The following is a 24,776-nucleotide window of genomic DNA, read 5'->3' as shown; positions in this document are numbered from 1 at the left end:
GCGGATCCACCACGGACAAGCCGGGTAGCGTTCTGGGATCCAGAAGGTGGCCCACTCCCTCTTGGCGTCGGCGATCAGGTCGAGTTGGACCTGGTCGTCGCAGCCTCCCCCAGTGGAGCGGCGGCGAGAGGCGGCGTGCGCGCTGTCGAGCTGCCGGTGGCAGAGGCGGTTCCGATCCTCGGGAGGATGAGGCGCGCGCCTGGAGCGCACCCGTCGGCGGCCTTCTGGGGTGGTGCGTCGCTCGTCGCGCTCCAATTGGTTGCCCGCGGCAAGCTCCTCCCCGGCGTCACCCCCGAAGGTCACGACGCCTGGCGCGTCGGTCCCCTCGACCCAGACGACATCACCCGCGTACTCGAACTCGCCGAAGCAATGCCCGCCTCAGCCCGAGCGCTCCCCCTCGCCCGTCAAGCGTCCGGCTCCGACCGCGGCGACTTGCGGGTTCCTGTTGCTGAGGAGTTGTTGCGGGAATTTCTGGATGCTGTGGCCGACAGTATGCCGCGCTCCCCCGCCGCCGCGAAGGCACATCACACGAACCTGTTCACCGCGACCGCACCCCAGCGCGCCGACCGGCTGCGGACCTGGGCCGACGAAGTGTCGGTCGGGCTCGACACCGGCGTACGGATCTCGCTCCGCATCGAGCTGGCCGACTCGCTCGCGTTCAGCGCCGTGGTCCAACTGCACAGCCTCAAGGATCCGACCCTCGTCCGAGACGCCGACGACATCTGGTCCACGGACGTCCCCGGCTTCGGCCCACGCGCACGCATCGACACAACCCTGGCGATCCGCCGCGCAGCACGCGTCTGGCAGCCGCTCGGCCGCCTCCTCGACTCCGCCGTACCAGACCAGATGGACCTCGCCGACGAAGAGATCGCCGAACTACTGGCCGGCTCCGCGCAGCGCCTCGCCGCCGCAGGCGTGGACCTGCACTGGCCGCGCAGCCTCGGACGAGAACTCACCGCACGCGCCGCGATCACGTCGACGGACGGCCCGCCGAGCGACCTCCCAAGCTTCTTCGGCGGCGATCGCACCCTCGACTTCAGCTGGCAAGTGGCACTCGGCGACGACCCACTGACCGAGGCCGAGCTCGACCAACTCGCAGAAGCCACCCGTCCGGTCGTCCGGCTCCGGGACCAGTGGATGCTGATCGATCCCGAGCTCGCCCGCAAGGCCCGCGATCGCATCCTCAAACCGGTCACCGCGATCGACGCCCTCGGCGTGGCGCTCACCGGGACCACCGAGATCGACGGACGCCAGGTCACCGTCACCCCCACCAAGTGGCTCGACGATCTCCGCGCCCGGATCGCCGACCCGGACCGCGCCGACGAGCCGATCGAAGCGCCGACCGGCCTCCAGGCGACCCTCCGCGACTACCAGTTGCGCGGCCTGCGCTGGCTGACCCGGATGACGTCGCTCGGGCTCGGCGGCTGCCTCGCCGACGACATGGGCCTCGGCAAAACCATCACGCTCATCTCGCTCCACCTGCACCGCCAACAGTCCGCCGACACAGCCGGTCCGACGTTGGTCGTCTGCCCGGCCTCGCTGCTCGGCAACTGGGAGCGGGAGGTGCAGCGGTTCGCTCCGGGCACCCCGGTACGGCGCTTTCACGGCACGTCACGTTCGCTCGACGAGGCGCGGGAAGGCTTCGTGCTGACGACGTACGGGACGCTGCGGCGCGACGCCGTACGGCTGGCCGAGCATCCGTGGGCGCTGGTGGTTGCCGATGAGGCGCAGCATGTGAAGAACCCGTCGTCCGGTACGGCGAAGGCGCTGCGGACCGTGCCCGCCAAGGCGCGGGTGGCGCTCACCGGTACGCCGGTGGAGAACAACCTGTCCGAGCTGTGGGCGATCCTCGACTGGACGACACCCGGGCTGCTCGGCCGGCTCGGATCGTTCCGGAACCTGTGGGCGCAGCCGATCGAGGCGGACAAGGACGAGGAGGTCGCGGCGCGGCTCGCGAAACTCGTCAAACCGTTCCTGCTCCGCCGCAAGAAGTCCGATCCGGGGATCGCGCCCGAGCTGCCGCCGAAGACCGAGACCGACCAGACGGTCTCGCTCACGCGCGAGCAGGTTGTGTTGTACGAGGCAACGGTTCGCGAGCTGATGGCGGAGGTCCAGACGAGTGACCGGATGGCGCGGCGCGGCCTGATCGTGAAGCTCCTGACCGGCCTGAAGCAGATCTGCAACCACCCCGCGCAGTACCTGAAGGAGCCCGACGACGCGCGGCTGACCGGTCGCTCGGGCAAGCTCGAACTGCTCGACGAACTGCTCGAGACGATCATCGCCGAGGACGGTGCCGTGCTCGTCTTCACGCAATACGTCGCGATGGCGCGACTGATCGAACGTCATCTCGCCGAGCGCGGCATCCCGACCCAGCTCCTGCACGGCGGCACGCCGGTCGCCCGGCGCGAGGACATGGTCGACCGATTCCAGGCCGGAGAAGTGCGCGTGTTCCTGCTGTCGTTGAAGGCGGCCGGGACCGGGCTGAACCTGACCCGCGCCGATCACGTTGTACATTTCGACCGCTGGTGGAATCCGGCGGTCGAGGACCAGGCGACCGACCGGGCGTACCGGATCGGGCAGACCCGGCCGGTGCAGGTCCACCGGTTGATTGCCGAAGGCACCATCGAGGACCGGATCGCCGGAATGCTCGCCGCCAAGCGCGAACTGGCCGAGGCGGTGCTGTCCGGCGGCGAGGCGGCGCTGACCGAACTCTCCGACGCCGAACTGGCCGATCTGGTCCAGCTGCGCGGAGGTGCACGATGACCGAGGCGCAAGGTTTCCCGGCCTTCGCGGCCCAGCACCGCAGCACCCGAGGCCGGTCGTGGTGGGCCAGAGCCTGGGTGCAGGCGATGGAGGACACGTCACTCGACAACGGTCAGCTCCGCAAGGGCCGCCGGTACGCGAACTCCGGGCAGGTCGGCACGATCACCGTCAGCCCCGGGCGGATCGCGGCCACCGCCTATTCACCCGAGGACACGTACGAGTCCGTCGTCCACGTCGACCAACTGAGCGATGACGACTGGCGCCGCCTCCGCGAGCAGCTCGCCGCGCGCGTCGGTCACATCGCGGCGTTGCTCGACGGCGAGATGCCACACAGCCTGGTCGAGGCAGCCGCCGACGCCGGCGTCACGCTGCTGCCGGGCATCGGCGATCTCGATCCGAGCTGTACGTGCGACGCCTGGGAACTCCCCTGCCAGCACGCGGCCGCCCTCTGCTATCAGGTCGCCTGGCTCCTCGATGCCGACCCGTTCGTACTACTGCTCCTCCGCGGCCGCACCCGCGAAACCCTCCTCGGCGAGCTACAAGCATCCTCCGCCGAGCCCGTCGAGGCCGGAGTCGCCGTCACTGACGTACTGGCCGGCACGCCCGGCGACCTGCCCGAGCCTCCGGAGCTCCCGGCGAGGGTTGCGCTCGACGAGCTGCCGGTTGCGGGCATCGAACCACCGGGCGACTTCGGGCCGCAGACGCTCCAGTTACTCGTGCTCGACGCGGCCCGCCGAGCACGCTCGATCCTGAACGCGCTCCTCCGCAACACCGCCGAGCCGCAACCACTCGACGAGTGGCAGGACACCGTCCGCCTGGCGACGGACTTCCCGGAACTCGTGACGCCCCTGACCGAGTCCACCGGCCGGAACCTTGCCCCAGGCATCCAAGCCTGGCGGTACGGCGGCGCGCCCGGTCTCGACGTACTCGAGCACACCTGGACACCCGACCCGGCCGAGCTCAACCGAGCGCGGACGGAGCTGCTCGCCGCGGGCGACGAGCTGACGATCAGTACGTCGGCGAACCAGTTGACGCTCGGCGCCGACACGCAGCTCCGCCTCGACCGCAACGGCCGCTGGCATCCGTACCGGCTCGTCGACGAGACCTGGATCCCGGCCGGTACGCCGTCCAAGGATCCGCTGGTCGTCGAGTGGTGAGATCGGTGCGGCCGATCAGGACTGGGTGACCGGGCGCATCGCGAGGCCCTCGGTGCCCGCCCAGTACGTGACGCGCTGGCCGTCGTCGGCCTCGAACGAGGTGACGGGCATCTTCACCCTGACCGGCTTCTCCGGCTCGGTCTCGCCGCCGGGGCTGCCGAGGCCGACGGTGATGAACTTCACCGGATAGGTGTCCATCTGTCCGCCGGTGGCAAGTACGCCCGCGTACGCCTTCTCGCCGGGAGCGAGGGTGATTGCCTCGTCGGAGTTGGTTGCCTCCTTGACCGGGGCGTAGCTCTTGGCGTCGCCGAGTGTGACCTCCGGATGGCCCTGGACGTCGCACTTCTTGGACCCCTTGTTGGTGGCCACAAGCATGAGGTGGCGAACGTCTTCACCTGGCGCGTCGTAGTTCGTGACGGTGAAGGTCAGGTCCGCCATGGTGCAAAGGTCAACGCTGGAGTCGTCGGGCGTTTTCGACGACGTCTCTGGGTTCGAGGTCTGTGGGCTCGACGGGGTCGGGTTGGACGGGGTCGGGCTGGACGAGGTCGTGACGCTCTTCTGGTCCGAGGGTTTCCCCCCGTCGGACGCATCGGCTGCCCCGCACGCAGCGGTCGTCAGGAGTGCGGCGACCGCGCCGGCTCCCAGGGCATATCTTCTCCAACTGCCGGGTCCCTTACGGTTCCCCCAAGCGACAACGTTCACTGAAGTTTCCCCTCGTTCAGCCGTGCTGGCGAATTCAGGATGATGGACGCGTCACGCTCCGCTAAAGTTGGTCACGATCTCGGAGAAGGAGGTGAGTTGATGACCGCGCAAGCCCGCGCTGCGGCACGTCCGGCAGCGCCATCGGTCAGTCAACTCATCCACTGAACCCTCCGAAAGGGACCTCCGTTGTCCTGGAACACACGTATCGAAACACCGTCCGACGTCGAGCCTCTCCGCGCACTCACGCGTGACGCCTTCGGTCGCCAATACGAGGTCGACTTCCTCGACGAGCTCCGCGCAGACCCGGTCGCCTGGATCCCTGGGCTGTCGTTCGTCGCCACGACGTCCGACGACGAGCCGGTCGCGTACGCGCTTCTCACGCGTTGTCACGTCGACGACGTACCGGTCCTGTCGCTCGGACCGGTCGCCGTGCTTCCGGCGTACCAACGGCAAGGCGCCGGCGCGGCCGCCGTACGAGCCGCTTTGGCGACGGCGCGTGACCGGCCCGAGCCTGCGGCGGTCGTCCTCGGCCACGCGGAGTACTACCCACGGTTCGGCTTCCGGCAGGCCACCGAGTTCGGTATCCATCATCCGCAGTACGACGGCCCGAACCTGATGGCGGTTGCTCTCGGCAACTACACCGTCCCGACCGGCACCCTGACCTACCCGGTCACGGGCTGATCGCCGCGGGGCGGTCGTAAAAGGTTCAGCCAAACTCGCCGAATCACTTGCGCACCCTGGTTGTATACATGAAACAGTCGACGATAACCCGCCTACCCAGGAGCAACAGCGATGACTCGTCGACTCGCACTGAACCGTTTTATCTCCGGCACCCGCCGTCGTACCGCGGCTGGGATCGGCGCGGCCGTCGTAGCGGTGGCCCTCGTCGGGTCGGCCTGCTCGCCGGTCGAGCAGGCCGGTGGTGACAATCCGTCGAGCGGTCAGTCGTCAGCCGGGCAGGACGTGTTCGGCGAGGCGGCCGACGCGGCGCAGGTGAAGCAGGGCGGCACGCTGACGGTCGCGCTCTCCGCCGACCCGGACAAGCTCGACCCGACGCTGTCGCGCAGCCTGTACTCGCGGTACGTCTTCCACACGATGTGCGAGAAGCTGTACGACCTCGGCCCGGACGCCAAGCTGGTGCCGCAGCTCGCGACCGCGCTGCCGACGGTCTCGTCCGACGGGTTGAGCCTGACGATCCCGCTGAAGCAGGGCGTGAAGTTCGCCGACGGCGGCACGTTCGACTCGAACGCCGTCAAGATCTCGCTGAACCGGGACCTGACGCTGGCCGGCTCGGCGCGGAAGAGCGAGCTCGGCCCGATCACCTCGATCGATACACCTGACCCGAAGACCGTGGTCATCAAGCTCTCCAAGCCCTTCGCCCCGCTGACCGCCGCGCTCGCCGACCGGGCCGGGATGGTGCTCAGCCCGGCTGCGGTCGCGAAGCTCGGCGCGAACTTCTCCAGCGCGCCGGTCTGCGTCGGCCCGTTCAAGTTCGCCAGCCGGGTCGCGCAGAACTCGATCAAGGTCGTCAAGGACCCGCAGTACTACGACGCCGCGAAGGTGCACCTGGACGCGATCGAGTACCGGATCATCACCGACTCGAGCATCCGCTCGGCGAACCTGAAGTCCGGGGACGCGCAGGTCGCGGACTCGCTGTCGTCGCAGGACGCGCCGACGCTGCAGAAGGACGACAGCGTCAGCGTGCTGCAGTCGCAGTCGCTCGGGTACCAGGGCCTGACGATCAACATCGGGAACGCCACCGGGATCGGCACCCCGATGAAGCAGCTCGATACCCCGATCGCGAAGGACCCGAAGGTACGGCAGGCGCTGGCGTTGTCGATCGACCGGGAAGCGCTGGTGAAGTCGATCTTCAACGGGCTCAGCACGGTCGCCTGTTCACCGGTGTCGCCGAAGAGCGAGTTCACGTCCGACGCGGCGCAAGTCTGCCCGGCGCACGATCCCGCGAAGGCCAAGCAGTTGCTGGCCGACGCCGGCGTGAGTACGCCGTACAAGGTCGAGATGATCACGTCGAACAACCCGGACAGTCTGCGGCTCGCGCAGGCGCTGCAGGGCATGGTGAAGGACGGCGGTTTCGAGCTGGTCATCAAGCCGGTCGAGTACGCCGCTCTGCTGGATCAGCAGGACCGTGGTGACTTCCAGCTGCTGCAGCTCGGCTGGTCGGGACGGGTCGACCCGGACGCGAACACCTTCAACTTCGTCGGCTCCACCGGAAGCCAGAACGTCTCCGGCTACAGCAACCCGGCGCTCGACAAGCTGCTCACCGACGCACGCCAGTCCACCGACCAGGCCGAACGCGCGAAGCTGTACGGCCAGGTCACCTCGCTGCTGCAGCAGGACGACCCGATCATCTACATGTACCGCCAGCGCAACCTGACCGGCGTGTCCAAGAAGCTCCTCGGCATCCAGGTCTACCCGGACGGCGTGATCCGCACCGCCTTCGCAGGTTTCGCGAAGTGAGACGGTATCTGCTCAATCGGTTGTGGCAGTCCGCGGTGACGCTCGTGCTCGCGACGATCGTGGTGTTCGCCGGGGTGCGGGCGTTGCCGGGCGATCCGGCGCTGGCGCTTGCGGGTGAGGACCGGGATCCGGAGTCGTTGCGGGCGATCCGGGAGCAGTACGGACTGGACCAGTCGTGGCTCGTGCAGTTCTGGCAGTTCGTGAGTCATGCGGCGCGCGGGGATCTCGGGCAGTCGATCCGGACCGGTACGCCGGTGCGCTCGATGATCGTGAGCGCGCTGCCGGTGACGATCGAGCTGTCAGTGCTAGCGATTCTGATCGCGAGCGTGATCGGGGTCGGTGCCGGCGTGGTGGCCGCCGTACGTCGTGGGCGCCCGGCCGAATGGGCCGCGAATGCGCTAGCACTGCTAGGTCTTTCGGTGCCGCACTTCTGGCTCGGCCTGATGGCGATCCTGTATCTGTCCGTTGCCCTCGGCCTCTTCCCCGCCTCCGGCTTCGTCCCGTTCTTCACCAACCCGGTGGCGAACCTGCACCACCTGATCCTCCCGGCGCTGATCCTCGGCACCGGCCTCTCCGCCGTGATCATGCGCCAGACGAGGTCATCGATGCTCGACGCCCTGTCCGCCGACTACATCCGTACGGCGGAAGCCAAAGGCCTCCCGCCCAAGGCAGTCGTCGGAAAGCATGCCCTGCGCAACAGCCTGATCGTGGTCGTCACGATCGTCGGCCTGCAACTGGGCGCGCTGATCTCCGGCGCCGTCGTGACCGAACGGATCTTCGCGCTCCCCGGTTTCGGCAAGCTCACCGTCGACGCCGTGTTCCAGCGCGACTACCCCGTCATCCAGGCGGTGGTCCTGGTCACCGCGACGGCGTACATCGTCATCAACCTGCTGGTCGACCTCCTGTACTCCGTCATCGATCCGCGCATCCGCGTCCGAGGGGAGGCCTGATGGCTGTCGCCGAAGTTGCCGAAGCCGTGCCGACAGCGCCGCTCCGCAGCAACCGCCGCCGAGTGGTACGCCGGATCCTGCACAACCCGCTCGCGCTCACCGGGCTAGCAGTGCTAGCGATCGCGGTGATCCTCGCCGTGTTCGCCAACTGGCTGGCACCGCACGAACCCACCCAGAACCACCTCGACCGCGCGTTCGCCCCGCCCGGCACCGCCGGGTACCTGCTCGGCACGGACGACCTCGGCCGCGACGTGCTCTCGCGGATCATGTTCGGGCTGCGAGCGTCCCTGCACGTCGGGGTTCTCGCGGTCGCGTTCTCGCTGGTGGTCGGCGTACCGCTCGGGCTGATCGCCGGCTACTTCCGGACCGTCGACGCGCTCATCTCCCGGCTCACCGACCTGGTACTCGCGTTCCCGTTCCTGATCCTCGCGGTCGGGCTGGCCGCGATCCGCGGCGCGAGCCTCGGCAACGCGGCGATCGCGATCGGCATCGCGCAGATCCCCGGCATGATCCGGATCGTCCGGTCCGAGACGCTGCGGATCAAGTCGCTCGACTTCGTCGCCGCGGCGATCGTCGAGGGTGCGAGTGACGCGTGGGTGCTGGGCCGGCACATCTTCCCGAACGCCGGTTCGGCGATCATCGTCCAGGCCACCGTCGGTATCCCGGCGGCGATCCTCGGCGAGGCCGTGCTGTCGTTCCTCGGCCTCGGCATCCAGCCACCCGCGCCGAGCCTCGGCACGATGCTCGCCGACGCGCAGCAGTTCGCGTCCCGGGCGCCGTGGGCCGCGGTGATGCCCGGTGTCGCGATCATGCTGCTCACACTGGCGTTCAACATCGTCGGCGACAGCCTCCGCGACGCCCTCGACCCGAAGGCGAGCCGCCGATGACACCTGTATTGGCAGTCAAGGATCTGTCTGTCACCTTCCGCACCGAGGACGGGCCGTTGTCGGCGGTCGACCGGGTCAGCTTCGAGGTCGGTGACGGCGAGGTGCTCGCGGTGGTCGGTGAGTCCGGCTGCGGCAAGAGCGTCACGGCGATGAGCGTCGCCGGCCTGCTCCCCCGCACGGCGACCGTCAGCGGCTCGGTCGAGCTCGACGGCACCGAACTGATCGGCGCCGACAAACGCACGCTCCGCTCGATCCGCGGTCGCGAGGTCGCGTACATCTTCCAGGAGCCGATGACCTCGCTGAACCCGGTCTTCACCGTCGGTCACCAGATCAGCGAGGTACTGCGGACGCACATCGGCCTCAACCGCCAGGCTGCTCGCGCCCGCGCGATCGAACTGCTCAAGCTCGTCGGCATCCCGTCCGCCGAGCGCCGCGTCGGCGACTATCCGCACCAACTGTCCGGCGGCATGCGGCAACGCGTGATGATCGCGATGGCGGTCGCCTGCGACCCGAAGGTGCTGATCGCCGACGAGCCGACCACGGCCCTCGACGTCACGATCCAGGCCGGCATTCTCGACGTACTGCGTGGTCTGCGCGAACGCCTCGGTACGAGCATCGTGCTGATCACGCACGACCTCGGGGTCGTCGCCGATCTCGCCGATCGGGTCGCGGTGATGTACGCCGGACGCGTCGTGGAAACCGCCGAGGTCCACGACCTGTTCGCGCGCCCGGAGCACCCGTACACGGTCGGACTGCTCGGCGCCTCCCCCGCGGCCGGACGGCACGCGGAATCCCAGCGCCTGAACGAGATTCCGGGCCTCGTCCCGGTGCTCGACAAGCAACCCGACGCCTGTACGTTCGCCGATCGCTGCACGCGGGCCGTCGACACGTGTACGTCGTCCCAACCGCAGCTCACCGACGGTCCGCATCGAGTCGCCTGCTGGAACCCCGTGCGCGAACGAGTGGAGGTCTGATGGACGCTGCCCTCGAAGTCGAAGATCTCGTCATGCATTTCGGTCCGGTCCGGGCCGTTGACGGCGTCACGCTCCGGATCCCGCAAGGTTCCGTCGTCGCGCTCGTCGGGGAGAGCGGCTCCGGCAAGTCGACCGTCGGCCGGTGCATCGTCAGGCTGCTCGAGCCGACCGGCGGAACGGTCCGTCTCGCGGGCGCCGACATCACCCACCTCAGCCGCCGGCAACTGCGGCCGCACCGCCGCGACGTGTCCATCGTGTTCCAGGACCCGGCCGGCTCGCTCGATCCGCGACTGTCCGTCGGCGACATCGTCGGCGAACCGCTCCGCCTGATGCGTCGCAAGGACATCTCCACCAAGGTTGCCGAATCGCTACGCCGGGTCGGCCTCCGCCCGGAGGTCGCGCAGCGCGCACCCCACGAGCTGTCCGGCGGTCAACGTCAACGCGTCAGCATCGCCCGCGCGCTGATCTCCGAACCACGGCTGCTCGTCGCGGACGAGCCGACCAGTGCGCTGGACGTGTCGGTGCAGGCCGCCGTACTCAATCTGCTCGCCGATCTGCAGCGTGATCTCGGCTTCGCATGCTTGTTCATCACGCACGATCTGTCCGCGGTCGAGTACCTCGCCGACGAGGTCGCGGTGATGTACCTCGGGCAATTGGTGGAGCAGGGCCCGCGCTCGAAGATCTTTGGGAAGCCGGCGCACCCGTACACGCAGGCCCTGCTGTCCGCGGCGCCCGTACCCGATCCTGCCGAGCAGCGCGCCCGCCGGCCCGTCCTGCTCGGTGACGACCTCCCGTCAGCGATCGACCCACCGCCCGGCTGCCGCTTCCACACCCGGTGCCCGGTCGCGGTGGACACATGCCGGACAGTCGTCCCGGAACCGCGGACGATCGGCGAAGGTGGACATCAGGTCGCCTGTCACCTCGTCAACGACGACGGCACCGGCCCCGATGTACGACCAACAGAAGGAGCTGCACGATGACGTTCACCACCCGGCCTACGCTGCGTGGCACGTTCGGGATGGTTTCGTCCACGCACTGGCTGGCGTCGCAGTCGGCCATGCGGATCCTCGAACTCGGCGGGAACGCGTTCGACGCGGGTGCCGCGGCCGGGTTCGTGCTGCACGTGGTCGAGCCGCACCTGAACGGACCGGGCGGTGAGGTGCCGGCGATCATCGCGACCGCCGACGACCCGGCGCCGCGCGTGCTGTCTGGTCAAGGCGTAGCGCCGGCCGGTGCGACCATCGAGCATTACCGCTCACTCGGTCTGACCTTGGTGCCCGGCTCGGGTCCGCTCGCGGCCACGGTCCCCGGCGCCGTCGACGCCTGGCTGCTTCTGCTGCGCGATCACGGCACGCTGCCGTTGAGCGTCGTACTCGAGCCGGCGATCGAGTACGCGCGCAACGGGCACCCGCTCGTGCCGCGGATCGCCGACACCATCGGCACCGTGCAGCAGCTCTTCGAGGAGCACTGGCCGACGTCCGCCGCGCTCTGGCTCAAGGACGGCCGCCCGGTGACCGGCCGGTTCAGCAACGAGGCGTACGCCGCAACGCTCGAGAAACTGGTGCGCGAGGCCGTCGGAGCGGATCGGCAGACGCAGATCGAGCAGGCGCGGAAGACGTGGCGGGAAGGGTTCGTCGCGGAGGCGATCGACAAGTTCTCGCGGCTGCCGCATCGCGACTCCAGCGGCGAGGATCATGCCGGTCTGATCACGGGCGACGACCTGGCCGCGTTCCAGGCGAGCTGGGAGGACGCGGCGACGTACGACTGGAACGGATACACGGTCGCCAAGACCGGTCCGTGGGGTCAGGGCCCCGCCCTGCTGCAGTCCCTCGCCGTACTCGCGGAACTCGGCGACGTCGACCTCGATACCGCCGAGGGCGTGCACACGACGGTCGAGGTGATGAAGCTGTCGTACGCCGACCGCGAGGCCTGGTACGGCGACGGCGCCGACGTATCGCTCGACACGCTCCTCTCCCCCGGGTACGCCGCTGAGCGCGCGAAGCTGATCGGCTCGGAGGCCGCGCTGGACCTCCGCCCGGGCAGCCCCGACGGGCGCACCCCGAAGCTGCCGTCGATTGCCACCGGCAATGAGACGGGCGACGCGACGACCGGTGAGCCGACCGTCTCCGCGGTCGGTGAGACGCGCGGCGACACCTGCCACGTCGACGTGGTCGACCGCTGGGGCAACATGATCTCGGCGACCCCCAGCGGCGGCTGGTTGCAGTCGTCGCCGACGATTCCCGAGCTCGGGTTCTGCCTCGGCAGCCGCGCGCAGATGTTCTGGCTCGAGGAAGGCCTCCCGGCCTCGCTCGCGCCCGGAAAGCGGCCGCGCACCACGCTCACGCCGACGCTCGTGCTCCGCGACGGCGAGCCGATCATGGCCTGCGGATCACCGGGCGGCGACCAGCAGGATCAGTGGCAGCTGCTCTTCCTGCTCCGGCACCTCGGCGCCGGTCTGGACCTGCAGGAGGCGATCGACGCGCCCGCCTGGCACACGACCGGCTTCCCGTCGTCGTTCTACCCGCGCTCCAGCGAACCGGGTGGGCTGGTGATCGAGAGTCGGGTCGGCAAGGGCATCCGCGACGAGCTCGTACGGCGGGGGCACGTCGTGACCGAGTCCGATCCGTGGAGCCTCGGCCGACTGTGCGCCGTACGGAAGGAAGCCGACGGCGTGCTCGCCGCGGCGGCCAACCCGCGGGGTATGCAGGGGTACGCGGTCGGGCGCTGAATCAGGCCTTCGGGCCGAGTGCCGCCTTGGCGGCGGCCTCGACGTGCAGGCGGGCGGCCGTACTCGCGGCCGCCGCATCGCCTGCCTCGATCGCCTCGACCAGCCGCACATGCTCCTCGGACGAGTGCGGCGCCCGCTGGGCCGCGCCGACCCGGAACACCCAGTGCACGTGGTGGTACATCGCGGTCGAGATCGAGTGCAGCCAGCGGTTCCCGCTGACGTCGATCACGGCCCGATGGAACGCACTGTTCAGCTCGGCGACCCGGTCGAAGTCCTCGGCCTTCGCGGCGGCGTTCGCGTCCTCGACCAGCCCGCGCAGCGTCGCGATCCCCGCGGACGTCGCCCGCTCCGCCGCGAGCCCGGCAGCGAGCGTCTCGAGCTGCTCCCGAACGGCGAACAGGTCGCGGACCGCGGTCTCGTCGAGGGTACTGACGACCGCGCCGCGCCGCGGAAGGATCTGCACGAAGCCTTCGGCCTCGACCACACGCAGTGCTTCCCGGACCGGATTCCGTGACACCCCGAAGTCGTCCGCGAGCCGGGTCTCGGTCAGCCGCTCGCCCTCACGGTACTCACCGTCGACGATCCGCCGGCGCAGTTCCGCAAGCACCTGCTCGCGGAGCGCGATGTGATCCGCACCGATCGTGCGAACCATCCGGGCCCGGATGGCATCCTCGTCCAGCTGCTCCACCCCTGGCTCCTCTCCCCGCTCCCCGTTCGGCCTGCGCGCCACGGTAGCGGATCGACCGCCACGCAGCACGTGATCCTGGGGCAGCGTTATGTTGACGGCTTGAGCATCCGACTGATTCCGCTGACAGATCCCGACTACAAGCCGTTCAGCCGCCGGATCGCCTGGCTGGCAGCGCAAGCCGACGGTACGCCGGTCGGCTCCGCGTTCCTGCGACTCAACAGCCGCGAGGCGCAGGCGCACCTGGGCGACATGGAGATCAACGTGCACCCGGCCGAGCGCGGCCACGGGATCGGTACCCTGCTGCTCGGCGCCGTCGTCGTCGGCGCGCGCGAGCACGACGTACGGACGCTGGTCACGGAGGTCGACGCCAACTCGGTCGGCGATCATTTCCTGCAGCGGCACGGGTTCACGATCGGTATGACACTGATCTACGCGCGGCTGGATCTGTCGATGCGGACTCCCGACGTACCGGAAGTGCCGGGCTACCGGCTGGTGTCCTGGGAAGGTGTGGTGCCGGACGAGCTGGCGCAGACCTTCACGGACGCGCGGACAGGGATGAACGATGCGCCGTCGGGCACGATCGACGCCGGTGTGGACGTGTGGGACGTCGAGCGGACGAGGTACGCCGCACGGGTGATCGAGCAGCGCGGCGAGCGGCTCGGGGTCGTCGCGGCCGTCGACAGCACGGGCCGCATCGCCGGGTTCACCGAGGTCGTCGTCTCAGGTGATGGGAAGGGCGACGGCCAGAACTACGGCACCGCCGTCCTCCCCGAGCACCGCGGCCGCGGACTCGCGCTGTGGATGAAGGCCGCGCAGATCCACGAGACCCGCCGCCGCTTCCCCGACCTGGACGGCCTACTCACCGACACAGTCGACACCAACACAGCCATGCGCCGAACCAACGACCGCCTCGGCTACCGCTTCCAGCACCAGACGCACCGCCGGATCCTCGACGTGTAGCCGGCTACTGCCCCAGGATCTTCTGCACCGCGGCAGTCGTGATCGGGTGGTAGCCCGGGCGGGCTTTGGCGAAGACTTCGGCGGCGAAGGCGCGGTCGGTGCCGGCCAGGGCCTGGTAGACCGGGAGGACGAGCTTCATCCGGCCGACCTTGGTGAGGAACTCGGCCATCTCGGCGTACGCCGCCTCATAGCTGCTCGCGGCAACGATCTGGTACCAGCGGCGCGCGATCTCACCGTTCGCCGTACCGGTCAGGCCGAACGCACGGTCGAGCTGCTGCAGCAACAGCGGGCTCAGTACGTCGGGAGCCGCGTCGAGGAACCGCAGCCACTCCTGCGTCGTCCACCGCTCCGCGCCGTGCGGCAGCTCGCCCGTCGTCAGCCACAGACCACGCGCCTCGTCCACGACCTGGAACCGCGCCGACACCGCGCGCCGCGCGAACGCCGGGATCCCCGGCTCGTACAGCCACGCGGCCAGCTCGTCGTCCGTCACCACGTCCGGATGCGGCGCGATCAGGTGCTCCCGCAGGTGCTCCACGAAGTTGTCGGTGTTGATGCTGCGGAACGCGAACCCGTCGAAGTACCCGCGCAGGAACGGATCGAACACCTCCCGCGTGAACCGCTCCTCCAGCCAGGACAGGAACCACGACCCCTTCAACGGGCCGGTCGACGTCGTCCCGTGGTACTCGGACCGGTGATGCAGGCCCGGCAACTCCACCGCGAGCTCGGCCGGCGTCAACGGGTCCAGCTTCACCACGGTCGCGTGCTGCTTGATCGCGGTCTCCATCACCGCGAACTCGGTCCCGTAAACAGCCTCGACGATCCGGTTCTCGACGTACGACGTGAAGCCCTCGTTGAGCCAGATGTCGTCCCAGCTGTCCTGCGTGACGAGGTTCCCGGACCAGCTGTGCGCCAGCTCGTGCGCGATCACGCTGACCAGCGACTTGTCGCCGATCACCACGGTCGGGGTCGCGAACGTCATCCGCGGGTTTTCCATCCCTCCGTACGGGAACGACGGCGGCAGCACGAGCAGGTCGTAGCGGCCCCAGCGGTACGGGCCGAAAAGCTCCTCGGTGACCTGCATCATCTCCTCGGTGTCGGAGAACTCGGTCGCCGCCTTCCGCACGGTCGCGGGCTCGGCCCACACCCCCGACCGCTCGCCGAGCGGTTCGAACACCAGGTCGCCCGCGGCGATTGCCAGCAGGTACGACGGGATCGGCTCCGGCATCACCACGTCGTACGAGCCGGTACGGCGGGACGTCGTACCGTTGTCGGCACTCATCAGCACCATCAACTCCGGCGGCGCCGTCACGTGCGCGGCGTAGCTGAACCGCACGCTCGGCGTGTCCTGTACCGGAACCCAGCTGCGCGCGTGGATCGCCTGCGACTGGCTGAACATGAACGGCATCACGCCGCCCGCCGTCATCGCCGGCTCCAGCCACTGCAGACCGGTCGCGGTCGGCGCGGTCCGGTAACTCACCCTGACCCGCGGATGGCCCGCCGTACGGATGGTCAGCGCGGAGCCCAGCTCCGGGTCCGGAACCGCGAGGCTGTACTCCAGCGGCTCCCAGCCGTCGGCCGCCTGTCCCTCGACCCCCAGGACGGTGAGGTCGCGGGTGTCCAGGACGAGCCGGCTGGTCGCACCGATCCAGGCGAGGGTGTGCGTGGCACTGCCGGCCAGCACGTTCTCGTCGAAATCGAGCGCGAGATCGAGCTCGAGATGGGTGGTCCGAACCACATGCGGCTCGGCGTAGGAGTGGCGATCGTGCGTCAAGGAAAGCTCCCCGAGTGAGGCGTCCGGGGAACACTACCCACGTCCCGGGCAGTTCGGACGACCAATCTGGGCCAGCCGCACCACCGTGCCAAAACCCTGGTTCGGTCCTGACACGGCAGACTAAGACCCATGATGTCCCAGCGGAGCCCCGAGCTGGTGCTCAAACGACGACCGTTCGGATCCTGGCTGCTCGGACCGGCCGACCAGAACCCGCGACGGCTGCGGATCCGCCTCCACCTGCTGCTCACCGCCTTCTCGGTGGGCACCAACCTGATCGGCGCCTTCGTCACCTTCGTCCTCGCCGTCTTCGTGCTTCCGGGCCCATCGCTGGTCGACGAGCTCAAGCTGCTCGACGGGATCGTCATACCGGCCTATTTTCTCTTCGCGATGGGAGTTTGCTACGTCTGGAGCAACCGCCTGACGAAGCGGGTCACCCGCTGGGTCGACCTTGAGCGGCCGGCCAGCCGGCGGGAGCAGATCGCCACGCTGCGACTGCCGCTATGGCTCACGCTCATCGAGGTACTGCTCTGGCTCGGCGCCGCCGTGGTGTTCACGGCGATGACGCTGTACATGCAGCCGGAGAACGCACTCCGGGTCGCGCTCACTGTGATCGACGGCGCGATCATCACCTGCTCGGTCTCGTACCTGCTGACCGAGTTCACCCTCAGGCCCATCGCGGCGCGGGCGCTGGTCGACTCACCTCCGCCGCGGCGGCTGCTCGCGGCCGGGTTGAAAGCCCGCACACTGTTCTTCTGGGCGGTCGGCTCCGGCGTACCCGTAGCGGGCCTGATGCTGGCCGCCGTACTCGCGCTGATCGAGGGCGACGTCACCTCGACCCGGCTCTCGGTCGTGATTCTTGCCCTGGGCATCGTGGCGCTCGGCAACGGTTACCTGCTCACCTGGCTGTCGGCGAAGTCCGTGGTCGCGCCCGTGCGGTCGGTGCGGGACGCGTTGAGCCTGATCGGTGAGGGGCAGCTCGACGTGAGCATCCCGGTCTTCGACGGCACCGAGCTCGGGTCGCTGCAGGCCGGGTTCAACCGGATGGCGGACGGGCTGCGCGAGCGGGAGCGGATCCGGGACGTGTTCGGGCGGTACGTCGGGCCGGGCGTCGTCCAGGAGGCGCTGACGAGTGACAGCCTCGGCGGCGAGGATCGGTACGTCGCGGTGCTGTACGTCGACCTCGTCGGATCGACCGAGCTCGCGGCGCAGCGGCCGCCGGCCGAGGTGGTGCAGTTGCTCAACCGGTTCTTCGCGATCGTGGTCGCGGAGGTGGACCGGCAGGGCGGGTTTGTGAACAAGTTCGCCGGTGACGCGGTGCTGGCGGTGTTCGGGGCGCCGGCCGAGCTGGCGGATCCGGCGGGCAGCGCCCTGGCCGCGGGACGGGAGCTGTCCCGGCGGCTCGCCGACGAGTTGCCCGAGGCAACCGCCGGGATCGGCGTCACGGCGGGGATCGTGGTGGCCGGCACGGTAGGCGACGTACGGCGGCACGAATACACCGTGATCGGCGACCCGGTGAACGAGGCGGCTCGGCTGAGCGAGCTCGCCAAAACGGCCCCCGGGCGCCTCATCGCCTCGATGACCGCCGTCGAGAAGGCGACACCGGCCGAGTCCGATCAGTGGCGCCAAAGCGACCTGATCACAGTCCGAGGCCGATCGGTCCCGACCCGCCTCGCCGTTCCCCACCGACTTTGAGCCCCCACCAACCGTTTCGGCGCCGGTCAAATGGTTGGTGGGGGCTCAAAGAGGCTCTATGAGCTGGTAGAGGAGGGAGGCGCCGTGGAGCATGGCCTTGGTTTGGTGGTCGTGGGCGGCTCGGCGTTCGGCGATCGCGGTGCGGAGGGCGTCGGTGCTGCCGGTACGGCGCAATCCGTCGAGGACGGGCTTGATCTGCTCGAAGTAGTACCGGCCCTGGCGGAGCACGTGGATGATCCGCGCGTCCCGCACCTCCTCGGGGCCGTAGCGCCGGTACTTCGTGCCCGGTTCCCGCGTCGGCGCGAGCAGGCCCGCGGCCTCCCAGACGCGGAGGGCCGACGTACGGACGCCCAAGCGGTGTGCGAGTTCGCCGACGAGCAGGGACGGGCCGTTGACCGGCTGCTCGTCGACGTACTCCGCGGCCAGCGCGCCGAGCGCGTCACTGGCGGCGTCGGTGGCGAGTCGCTGCTCGTGCAGGGCTGCGTGGGCCGCGTCCACGAGCCTGTACGCGAGCGCCGCATCGCCGTTGTGGACAGCACGCATGATCTCGGTGGCAGTCTCCGCGCCGAAGCCGGGGTAGAGGGCGCGGTACGTCAGCAACGCCTGGAGATGCTCCGGCCCGTACTGCCGGTACCCGGTGTCCGACCGCGGCGCAGGCGGCAGAATCCCGGCCGCCTCGTAGTTCCGCACCAACTGCGTCGACACACCCGCCCGCCGCGCCAGATCCACCGGCCGCAGTCCCACGCCCAACCTCCTACCTCTCGACTTTGTGCACCAGATCCGTACGGCGGACGCTCGACAACGCGGATCCGGTGCACAAAGTGGTGCTAGCGGCCGCCGGAGACGTCGACGGTGGTGCCGGTCATGTACGAGGAGCGGTTCGAGGCCAGGAACGCGATGACCTCGGCTACCTCCTCCGGCTTGCCCGGTCGCGCCAGGGGCGGGGTCGCGCCTAGGCGATCCAGGCGGCCTGGCTCGTGGATGTCGGTCTGGATCAGGCCGGGGCGGACTCCGAGGACGCGGACGCCCTCCTTCGCAACCTCGTTGGCCAGTCCGGTCGTGAGCGCGTCGACGGCGGCTTTGCTGGCTGCGTAGTCGACGTACTCGCCTGCCGATCCGAGCACCGCGGCGCGCGAGGAGATGTTGACGATCACGCCGCCCTTCCCGCCGTACGCCGTCGACATCCGGCGGACCGCGGCGCCGGCGACGAGGAACGCGCTGATCGCGTTGATCCGGAACACCCGCTCGAGCCGGTCGGCGTCGTACTCCGCGACCCGGCCGGCCGGCGACACGACGCCGGCGTTGTTGATCACGGCACCGATCGGGCCGAGCTCGGCGGTCACGGTGTCGAAGAGGCGCTCGAGCTGATCGGCCTCGGTAACGTCGGCCTGTACGGCGATCGCGCGTCCGCCGCGTTCCTCGCACGCCTTCACGACCTGCGCGGCTTCGTCGGCCTGCGTCCGGTAGTTGACCCCGACGTCCCAACCGTCCGCCGCGAGCGCGAGCGACGCGGCCGCGCCGATCCCGCGACTCCCACCGGTGACCAGCACAACCCCACGTCCCTCAGTCATGGGCCTACTGTTTCATGTGAGGGTCACTTCATGTTGGGGTCAAGCAGGCGGCTTCGCGAACCCGAGCTGGGTCTCCGAGTCGGTGAATCCGAGCGACCGATAGATCCGGATCGCGAGGTACTCCGGATCCGCGACCATCACCAGCGTCCGCGCACCGCGTTCGGTCAGCCCGTACGTCGACGCGTGGTGGACGAGCGTGGTGGCCAGGCCGCGACCGCGATCCTCGGGAGACGTCTGCACATCCTGGAACCGGGCCAGCCCCTTGCCGTCGAACATCAACCCGAGGGCACTCTGCAGCCGATCTCCGTCGAACGCGCCGAACCACTTCCCGTGACCGGCATCGACCAGCTCGCGTTTGGCCGCCAGCCGACGCCGGGTGAAGTCCTCGTACGCGGCGTCGACCGTCATTGACGCGGTGGCGAGGCTCTGGTGGTACAGCTGCTCCCAGTCGTCGTCACTGTCCAGGAAGCGGTACGTCGAGTCCACGTTCGGCCGCTGTGGTGGCAGGACCCGATCGGCCGTCATCACGACGCTCTTGTCGGCCGTGAACCCGCCCGCGATCAGCTCGTCCCCGGCCCCGATCTCGCCGTCCACAGTATCGATGCCGATGGCAACGTGCTCCGCATCCGGGAACTCGCGCCGGAAGTCGTCGACCCGGAGCTTGGTGTCGCCCGGCGCGAACGGCGTCCGGTACAGCAGGAAGTTGCCCCACCAGAAGCCGGGGTTGGCCGGAGTCCGGATCACGGCGTACTCGCCGGTGTCGTGGAAGGTGCTCCCACTCACCTCCAGCAGCAACAGGTCGGTGCGATAACCCAGGCTCGTGATCTCCACGCCGACATCCTCTCCCGGACGGCCCGGGTTGACATGCAGCTAACTGGCTGCCTATTGTCGAAAGGCAGCCAGATGGCTGCATGATGCGATCGGAGTGCGATGGACGACGAGGTGTTCCGGGCGCTCGCGGATCCCAGCCGGCGACGGCTGCTCGACCTGCTGAACGTGCGCAACGGGCAGACCCTGCGCGAGCTGTGCGCCGAGCTCGACATGGCGCGGCAGTCCGTCAGCAAGCATCTCGCCGTACTGGAAGGCGCGAACCTCGTCACGACGGTATGGCGCGGCCGGGAGAAGCTGCACCACCTGAACGCGGAGCCGATCAACGCGATCGCCGATCGCTGGATCCATCAGTACGACCGTCGGCGGGTTCAGCTGTTCGCCGACCTCAAGACGGCCTTGGAGGCTGAAGTGACAGGCAACGATTTCGTCTACACCACCTACATCCGGACCACGCCTGAACGGTTGTGGCAGGCGCTGACCGACCCGGCGTTCACCGAGCAGTACTGGCAGCTCCACCACGAGACCGACTGGAAGCCCGGCTCCCCCATGGTGTGGCACCAGGGCGACGTCGTGATCTCCGGACCGGGGCAGGTCGTGGTCGAGCACACGCCGTACACGCGGCTGTCCTACACCTGGCACCACATCACCCCCGAGTTCGCGAAGAAGTACGCGATCGACGAGGCGACGTACGAGCGGATCAGCCGCGAGCCGTTGTCGACGGCAACGTTCGAGCTCGAGCCGGTCGACGACCAGGTCAAGCTCACCGTGATCCACAGCGGCTTCGAGCCGGGCAGCACGATCCGGACCATGATCCAGGACGGCTGGCCACGACTGCTGGCGGACCTGAAGACCTGTGTGGAGACCTCGCTTACGGGCGTTTATGGATGACCAACGGGAGAACCGCGGCGGCGCCTGCTTCGCGGAGCTTGGCTGCGGCGACGGTGACCGGCCACTGCGATGAGGTGGAGTCGACGAGCAGCAGCACCGTGCGCGCGGTGACGGCCTGCGCCGTCGTCCCGTCCACCTGAAGGCCGTCCCGCCAGACCCTCGCCTCCTCGGCCGACGACAGGTCGTCGGTGTAGCCGGTGCGGTCGATAGTCAGCTCCGCGCACTCCAACCGTCCGACCCCGGCAACGTGATCGGCAACCGCCGACGTGAGCTCCCGGTAACCGCCTGCAGCAAGCGGTACGACGACATCGGGCCGGGCCGACCACGAACCGCGCCATCGGGACAGTGCCGCGACGGCACCGGCCTGTAACGCCTCGACAGCGTCCGGCGCGGGCGAGCCGTTGAACGCACCTTGCAACACCTCGCGCCACTCGGGCGCGTCGGCGTACACGATGATGCGGCCCGGCTCGGCGGACAGGGCCGGCGGGATCTTCCCGCGGGCGCCGAACGCGCCGCCCGGCCACATCTTCCGCGTCTCCAGGACGTGGACCTCGCCGCGCAACGACCGCGTGATGGTCGCGACGGTCTCCGGATCGGGTCGCTCCACCAACGGCTCGGGCAGCGCCCCGAGGCACACCGAGCACCGGCCGCAGGGTTCCGCCGACGGGTCGTCCAGCGATTCCTGGAGAAGTTGCATCAGACAACGATCGCCGCGGGTGTACGCGCGCATGATGTCGGCCTCGCGCCGACGTACCGACACGATGCCGTCGTAGTGCGCCGCGTCGAACGTCCACTCGGCGCCGGTGCGGACCCAGCCGCGCTCGACCCGGTCGACGGCTCCGTCCACGGCGAGTTGCTTCAGCATCAGCTCGACCCGGGTCCGGCGCAGTCCGGTCTCGGCCTCCAACGCAGGCACGGTCGCGGGCTGATCCGGCCCGTAGCCCTCCAGTGCCCGGAGCAAGCGCTGCACGTTCTCCGGCACCGGGATCGTCGCGGTCGCGAAGTAGTCCCAGACACCCGCGTCCGCATCGGACGGCAGTAACGCCACCACCGCGTGATCGATGCCGCGACCGGCACGGCCGACCTGCTGGTAGTAGGAGACCGGTGAGGGCGGCGACCCGACATGCACCACGAACCCGAGGTCCGGCTTGTCGTACCCCATCCCCAGCGCCGACGTCGCGATCAACGCCTTCAGCTGATTGGCACGCAGCGCATCCTCGAGACGCTCCCGCTCCCCCGCCTCCAGCTGACCCGTGTACGCCGCGACGGGCACATCTGGCCCGTGAACCTCCTGGATCACCGTCGCCAGCCGCTGCGCGTCGGCCACCGTCAACGCATACACGATCCCTGACCCAGGCAGCGTCGGCAGTGCGTCGACAACCCACGCGAACCGATCCAACGGCGACAGCGCATCCACAACAGCGAGCTGCAGACTCGATCGCGCCAGCGGACCACGCAGCACCAACGTCGACTCACCGAGCTGCTTCGCGACGTCCTCCGTCACGCGCGAGTTGGCGGTCGCTGTCGTCGCGAGAACCGGCGTCTTCGGGTTCAACCGCTGCAGCACCTCGGACACGCGGCGATAATCCGGCCGGAAGTCATGACCCCAATCCGACACCGCATGTGCTTCGTCGATCACCAAGAGGCCGATCTGCCCGGCCAGACCATCCAGCACGCGCCGCCCGAAGCCCGGGTTCGCCAGGCGCTCCGGGGACACCAACAGGACGTCGACAGCGCCAGAGCGCAAGTCGTGCTCGATGTTCGACCATTCGTCGATGTTGTTCGAGTTCAGCGTCGCGGCGCGGAGCCCGGCACGGCTCGCCGCGGCGACCTGGTCACGCATCAGCGACAGCAGCGGCGAGACCACGAGCGTCGGGCCGAACCCCTCGGCCCGACGGATCGCCGTCGCGGCCCAGTAGACCGCGGATTTCCCCCAGCCGGTCGCCTGGACCACGAGCACCCGCGCCGCCGCCTCGCACAACGCAGCAACCGCGGTCTCCTGATCCGTCCGCAGGCGCGCCTCGTCTCCCGCGATCGCCCGGATCAGGTCACCCGCAACCTTGGCCCGGTCGTCGGTCAGAGTCAGCACAGCCTCGGTCTCGCCCATGCCGACGACCTTAGACGCCCGCACCCCCAGTTCGCTGGCCGCGGCCCCTGGCCTGTGGATAAGTCACTTCGCAGCATGCTCGGCGCCTGCGGCGTTCTCCGCCGCGGCTTCCGAGCGATCGTCCACAGTCACGCAAACGTGGTCATCCGAAGTCGCTTCCCGCCACACGAAACCCGGCACACAGAACCCGTCGGCCTGAACCCGGTTCTCGTCCGCGCTGGCCCTGTTCTGTGCAGCGGCCTGCGCCTGCTGCTCCGGAGTCACGCACACCGCGTCGCCGGTGACCGCCCGACGCGGGACGAAGCCGTCCACGCATCCGTTGCCCCCACCGCCGTCGCCGCCCAGACCCCTGCCGAGGAGCTTGACGACCCGCGTCCCGCCGGGGAACTGGACCGCGACATCGGCCTCCCGGTCGCCCTCCGCGGACGGCGTGAACCGGAACCGGATCGAGCAGGCCTGCCCCTTCTTGATGGTCCCCATGCACTTTTTCGTGATCTCGAAGTCGCCCTGATCGCGGCCGCCCAGCTCCGCGCCTGTCACCTTGATCGTGGCCGAGCCGGCCGGCTGCACCGCGAACCGGCAGGTCGACGTGTCCTTCACCGCGGTGTCGGGGCAGCGCAACTCGTCCGGCACTGAGACCGCGCTGGTGTCACCGCTCGACTCACCGGACGGGTTCGACTGGTTGTTCGAAGTGCCGGAGCCGCCAGAGTTGTCCGTGGACCCCGGTGGCTTGATGAAGGTGCCGTCCCGGTCCGCGACCGGCGACACGCCGCCGTTCAGCATGTCGGTGATGGTGTAGCCGGAGAAGGCGAGCACCAAGGCGCCGACGGTCAGCCCGCCGATGCCGAGGAGTCGCGCGGCACCGCGCCCGCGGGTGGTGGCCATGGCGCTGACCAGCGGCGGGACGATCGCGCCGGCGTACGCCCCGAGCCGCCCGGCACCGAAGAACCCGGTCAGCGCGACCCCGATCACCGAGGTCAGAACGGCGACCCCTACCGACAGCCCGTCGAAGGCGTGGGTGTCGCGAATCTGGGTCTTCATCGGCCCGGCCGACGCACCTGTTTCCATCGCCCCACCCCCCTTTCAACGGTAGCAAGGAGGCGTGCGGCGAGCTACTCGAATTGCCTGGTCACGCGCACTTTCCGGGGTGGCAGGGCTGGTCCGTCGAGTCGACCAGCCGGCGCGGTCCGGGACCCTTGGCGGCGAGGGTGTCGTACGGGTTGGCGAGGGCGCAGCGGTCGATGGAGAGGCAGCCGCAGCCGACGCAGTCCTTGAAGTCGTCGCGGAGTTGTTCGAGGTGCACGATGCGGCGGTCGAGCTCCGCCTGCCAGCACTCGGAGATGCGCTCCCAGTCGGCCCGCGTCGGCGTCCGGTTCTCCGGCAGCAGCTTGAGGATCGCGGCGACCTCCGCGAGCGGTACGCCGACCCGCTGGGCGATCCTCACCAACGCCACCCGTCGCAACGTGTCCCGCTTGTAGCGCCGCTGGTTCCCCGACGTACGCCGACTGAGAATCAGCCCCTGCCGCTCGTAGAAGTGCAGGGCCGAGATCGCGACGCCGCTGCGTTGCGACAGCTGCCCGACCGTCAGCTCACTCGGCTCGATGTCCATTCCTCGTCCCTCCAACCTCA

21 protein-coding genes are annotated in these 24,776 nt (G+C 69.2%); 12 read left to right on the top strand and 9 right to left on the bottom strand.

The annotated features are described in order from the left end of the window. The first annotated feature begins 186 nt into the window (after positions 1–186). Positions 187–2,763, top strand: a complete 2,577-nt coding sequence (locus tag ACWF0M_RS02365) for a DEAD/DEAH box helicase (protein WP_452233785.1) — start codon at positions 187–189, stop codon at positions 2,761–2,763. Continuing rightward, on the top strand, positions 2,760–3,920 hold the full coding sequence (locus tag ACWF0M_RS02360; RefSeq protein WP_452233784.1) for an SWIM zinc finger family protein: 1,161 nt from the start codon (positions 2,760–2,762) through the stop codon (positions 3,918–3,920). Before ACWF0M_RS02365 ends, ACWF0M_RS02360 begins: the two co-directional genes overlap by 4 nt. Before the next feature lie 15 nt (positions 3,921–3,935). On the opposite strand, the gene ACWF0M_RS02355 is transcribed toward ACWF0M_RS02360, so the two are convergent. Continuing rightward, positions 3,936–4,358: a DUF4232 domain-containing protein gene (locus ACWF0M_RS02355; RefSeq protein ID WP_452233783.1), complete on the bottom strand. Its 423-nt coding sequence runs from the start codon at positions 4,356–4,358 to the stop codon at positions 3,936–3,938. 450 nt (positions 4,359–4,808) lie between these two features. On the opposite strand from ACWF0M_RS02355, the gene ACWF0M_RS02350 reads away from it, so the two are divergent. The 7 genes from ACWF0M_RS02350 (at position 4,809) to ACWF0M_RS02320 (ending at position 12,639) form a co-directional block, all read left to right on the top strand. Next, entirely contained in the window at positions 4,809–5,303 is a 495-nt protein-coding gene (locus ACWF0M_RS02350) for a GNAT family N-acetyltransferase (RefSeq protein WP_452233782.1), read from the top strand. Between the two features lie 111 nt (positions 5,304–5,414). Beyond that, on the top strand, positions 5,415–7,100 hold the full coding sequence (locus tag ACWF0M_RS02345; RefSeq protein ID WP_452233781.1) for an ABC transporter substrate-binding protein: 1,686 nt from the start codon (positions 5,415–5,417) through the stop codon (positions 7,098–7,100). Next, positions 7,097–8,050, top strand: a complete 954-nt coding sequence (locus tag ACWF0M_RS02340; RefSeq protein ID WP_452233780.1) for an ABC transporter permease — start codon at positions 7,097–7,099, stop codon at positions 8,048–8,050. The genes ACWF0M_RS02345 and ACWF0M_RS02340 overlap by 4 nt, the downstream gene beginning before the upstream one ends. Continuing rightward, on the top strand, positions 8,050–8,937 hold the full coding sequence (locus ACWF0M_RS02335; protein ID WP_452233779.1) for an ABC transporter permease: 888 nt from the start codon (positions 8,050–8,052) through the stop codon (positions 8,935–8,937). The genes ACWF0M_RS02340 and ACWF0M_RS02335 overlap by 1 nt, the downstream gene beginning before the upstream one ends. Further along, on the top strand, positions 8,934–9,911 hold the full coding sequence (locus tag ACWF0M_RS02330; protein ID WP_452233778.1) for an ABC transporter ATP-binding protein: 978 nt from the start codon (positions 8,934–8,936) through the stop codon (positions 9,909–9,911). The genes ACWF0M_RS02335 and ACWF0M_RS02330 overlap by 4 nt, the downstream gene beginning before the upstream one ends. Then, positions 9,911–10,891 carry an ABC transporter ATP-binding protein gene (locus tag ACWF0M_RS02325; protein WP_452233777.1) on the top strand — a complete coding sequence of 327 codons (981 nt, stop codon included), beginning with the start codon at positions 9,911–9,913 and terminating at the stop codon, positions 10,889–10,891. Before ACWF0M_RS02330 ends, ACWF0M_RS02325 begins: the two co-directional genes overlap by 1 nt. Beyond that, on the top strand, positions 10,888–12,639 hold the full coding sequence (locus ACWF0M_RS02320; protein WP_452233776.1) for a gamma-glutamyltransferase family protein: 1,752 nt from the start codon (positions 10,888–10,890) through the stop codon (positions 12,637–12,639). The genes ACWF0M_RS02325 and ACWF0M_RS02320 overlap by 4 nt, the downstream gene beginning before the upstream one ends. A gap of 1 nt (position 12,640) precedes the next feature. Here the strand turns inward: ACWF0M_RS02320 and ACWF0M_RS02315 are convergent, their stop codons facing one another. Further along, entirely contained in the window at positions 12,641–13,327 is a 687-nt protein-coding gene (locus ACWF0M_RS02315; RefSeq protein WP_452233775.1) for a GntR family transcriptional regulator, read from the bottom strand. Between the two features lie 99 nt (positions 13,328–13,426). Here ACWF0M_RS02315 and ACWF0M_RS02310 point away from each other — a divergent pair, with 99 nt between their 5' ends. Beyond that, a complete protein-coding gene (locus ACWF0M_RS02310; RefSeq protein WP_452233774.1) occupies positions 13,427–14,287 on the top strand; it encodes a GNAT family N-acetyltransferase in 861 nt (286 codons plus the stop codon). 4 nt (positions 14,288–14,291) lie between these two features. On the opposite strand, the gene ACWF0M_RS02305 is transcribed toward ACWF0M_RS02310, so the two are convergent. Then, positions 14,292–16,058, bottom strand: coding sequence for a M1 family metallopeptidase (locus ACWF0M_RS02305; protein WP_452233773.1), 1,767 nt, complete (start codon positions 16,056–16,058; stop codon positions 14,292–14,294). A gap of 129 nt (positions 16,059–16,187) precedes the next feature. Between ACWF0M_RS02305 and ACWF0M_RS02300 the strand changes: the two genes are divergently transcribed. Beyond that, complete coding sequence (locus ACWF0M_RS02300) at positions 16,188–17,750, top strand: adenylate/guanylate cyclase domain-containing protein (protein ID WP_452233772.1); 1,563 nt, start codon at positions 16,188–16,190, stop codon at positions 17,748–17,750. Positions 17,751–17,795: 45 nt separating this feature from the next. On the opposite strand, the gene ACWF0M_RS02295 is transcribed toward ACWF0M_RS02300, so the two are convergent. The 3 genes from ACWF0M_RS02295 to ACWF0M_RS02285 form a co-directional block, all read right to left on the bottom strand. Beyond that, positions 17,796–18,494, bottom strand: a complete 699-nt coding sequence (locus ACWF0M_RS02295) for a MerR family transcriptional regulator (protein ID WP_452233771.1) — start codon at positions 18,492–18,494, stop codon at positions 17,796–17,798. An 83-nt stretch (positions 18,495–18,577) separates the two neighbouring features. Next, positions 18,578–19,321 (bottom strand): SDR family oxidoreductase, encoded by a 744-nt coding sequence (locus ACWF0M_RS02290; protein ID WP_452233770.1) that lies wholly within the window; start codon positions 19,319–19,321, stop codon positions 18,578–18,580. A 39-nt stretch (positions 19,322–19,360) separates the two neighbouring features. Further along, a complete protein-coding gene (locus tag ACWF0M_RS02285; protein ID WP_452233769.1) occupies positions 19,361–20,152 on the bottom strand; it encodes a GNAT family N-acetyltransferase in 792 nt (263 codons plus the stop codon). Positions 20,153–20,251: 99 nt separating this feature from the next. On the opposite strand from ACWF0M_RS02285, the gene ACWF0M_RS02280 reads away from it, so the two are divergent. After that, on the top strand, positions 20,252–21,040 hold the full coding sequence (locus tag ACWF0M_RS02280) for an ArsR/SmtB family transcription factor (RefSeq protein ID WP_452233768.1): 789 nt from the start codon (positions 20,252–20,254) through the stop codon (positions 21,038–21,040). Here the strand turns inward: ACWF0M_RS02280 and ACWF0M_RS02275 are convergent. From ACWF0M_RS02275 to soxR, 3 genes are all read right to left on the bottom strand, one after another. Then, positions 21,021–23,147: a RecQ family ATP-dependent DNA helicase gene (locus ACWF0M_RS02275; RefSeq protein WP_452233767.1), complete on the bottom strand. Its 2,127-nt coding sequence runs from the start codon at positions 23,145–23,147 to the stop codon at positions 21,021–21,023. The two genes, ACWF0M_RS02280 and ACWF0M_RS02275, sit on opposite strands and share 20 nt — an antisense overlap. A 63-nt stretch (positions 23,148–23,210) precedes the next feature. Continuing rightward, entirely contained in the window at positions 23,211–24,215 is a 1,005-nt protein-coding gene (locus ACWF0M_RS02270) for a hypothetical protein (RefSeq protein ID WP_452233766.1), read from the bottom strand. 61 nt (positions 24,216–24,276) lie between these two features. Further along, positions 24,277–24,756, bottom strand: a complete 480-nt coding sequence (soxR, locus tag ACWF0M_RS02265; RefSeq protein ID WP_452233765.1) for a redox-sensitive transcriptional activator SoxR — start codon at positions 24,754–24,756, stop codon at positions 24,277–24,279. Between the last annotated feature and the right edge of the window lie 20 nt (positions 24,757–24,776).

Source organism: Kribbella sp. NPDC055110, assembly GCF_053607525.1.
This window is presented reverse-complemented; position numbering and strand designations above follow the sequence as displayed.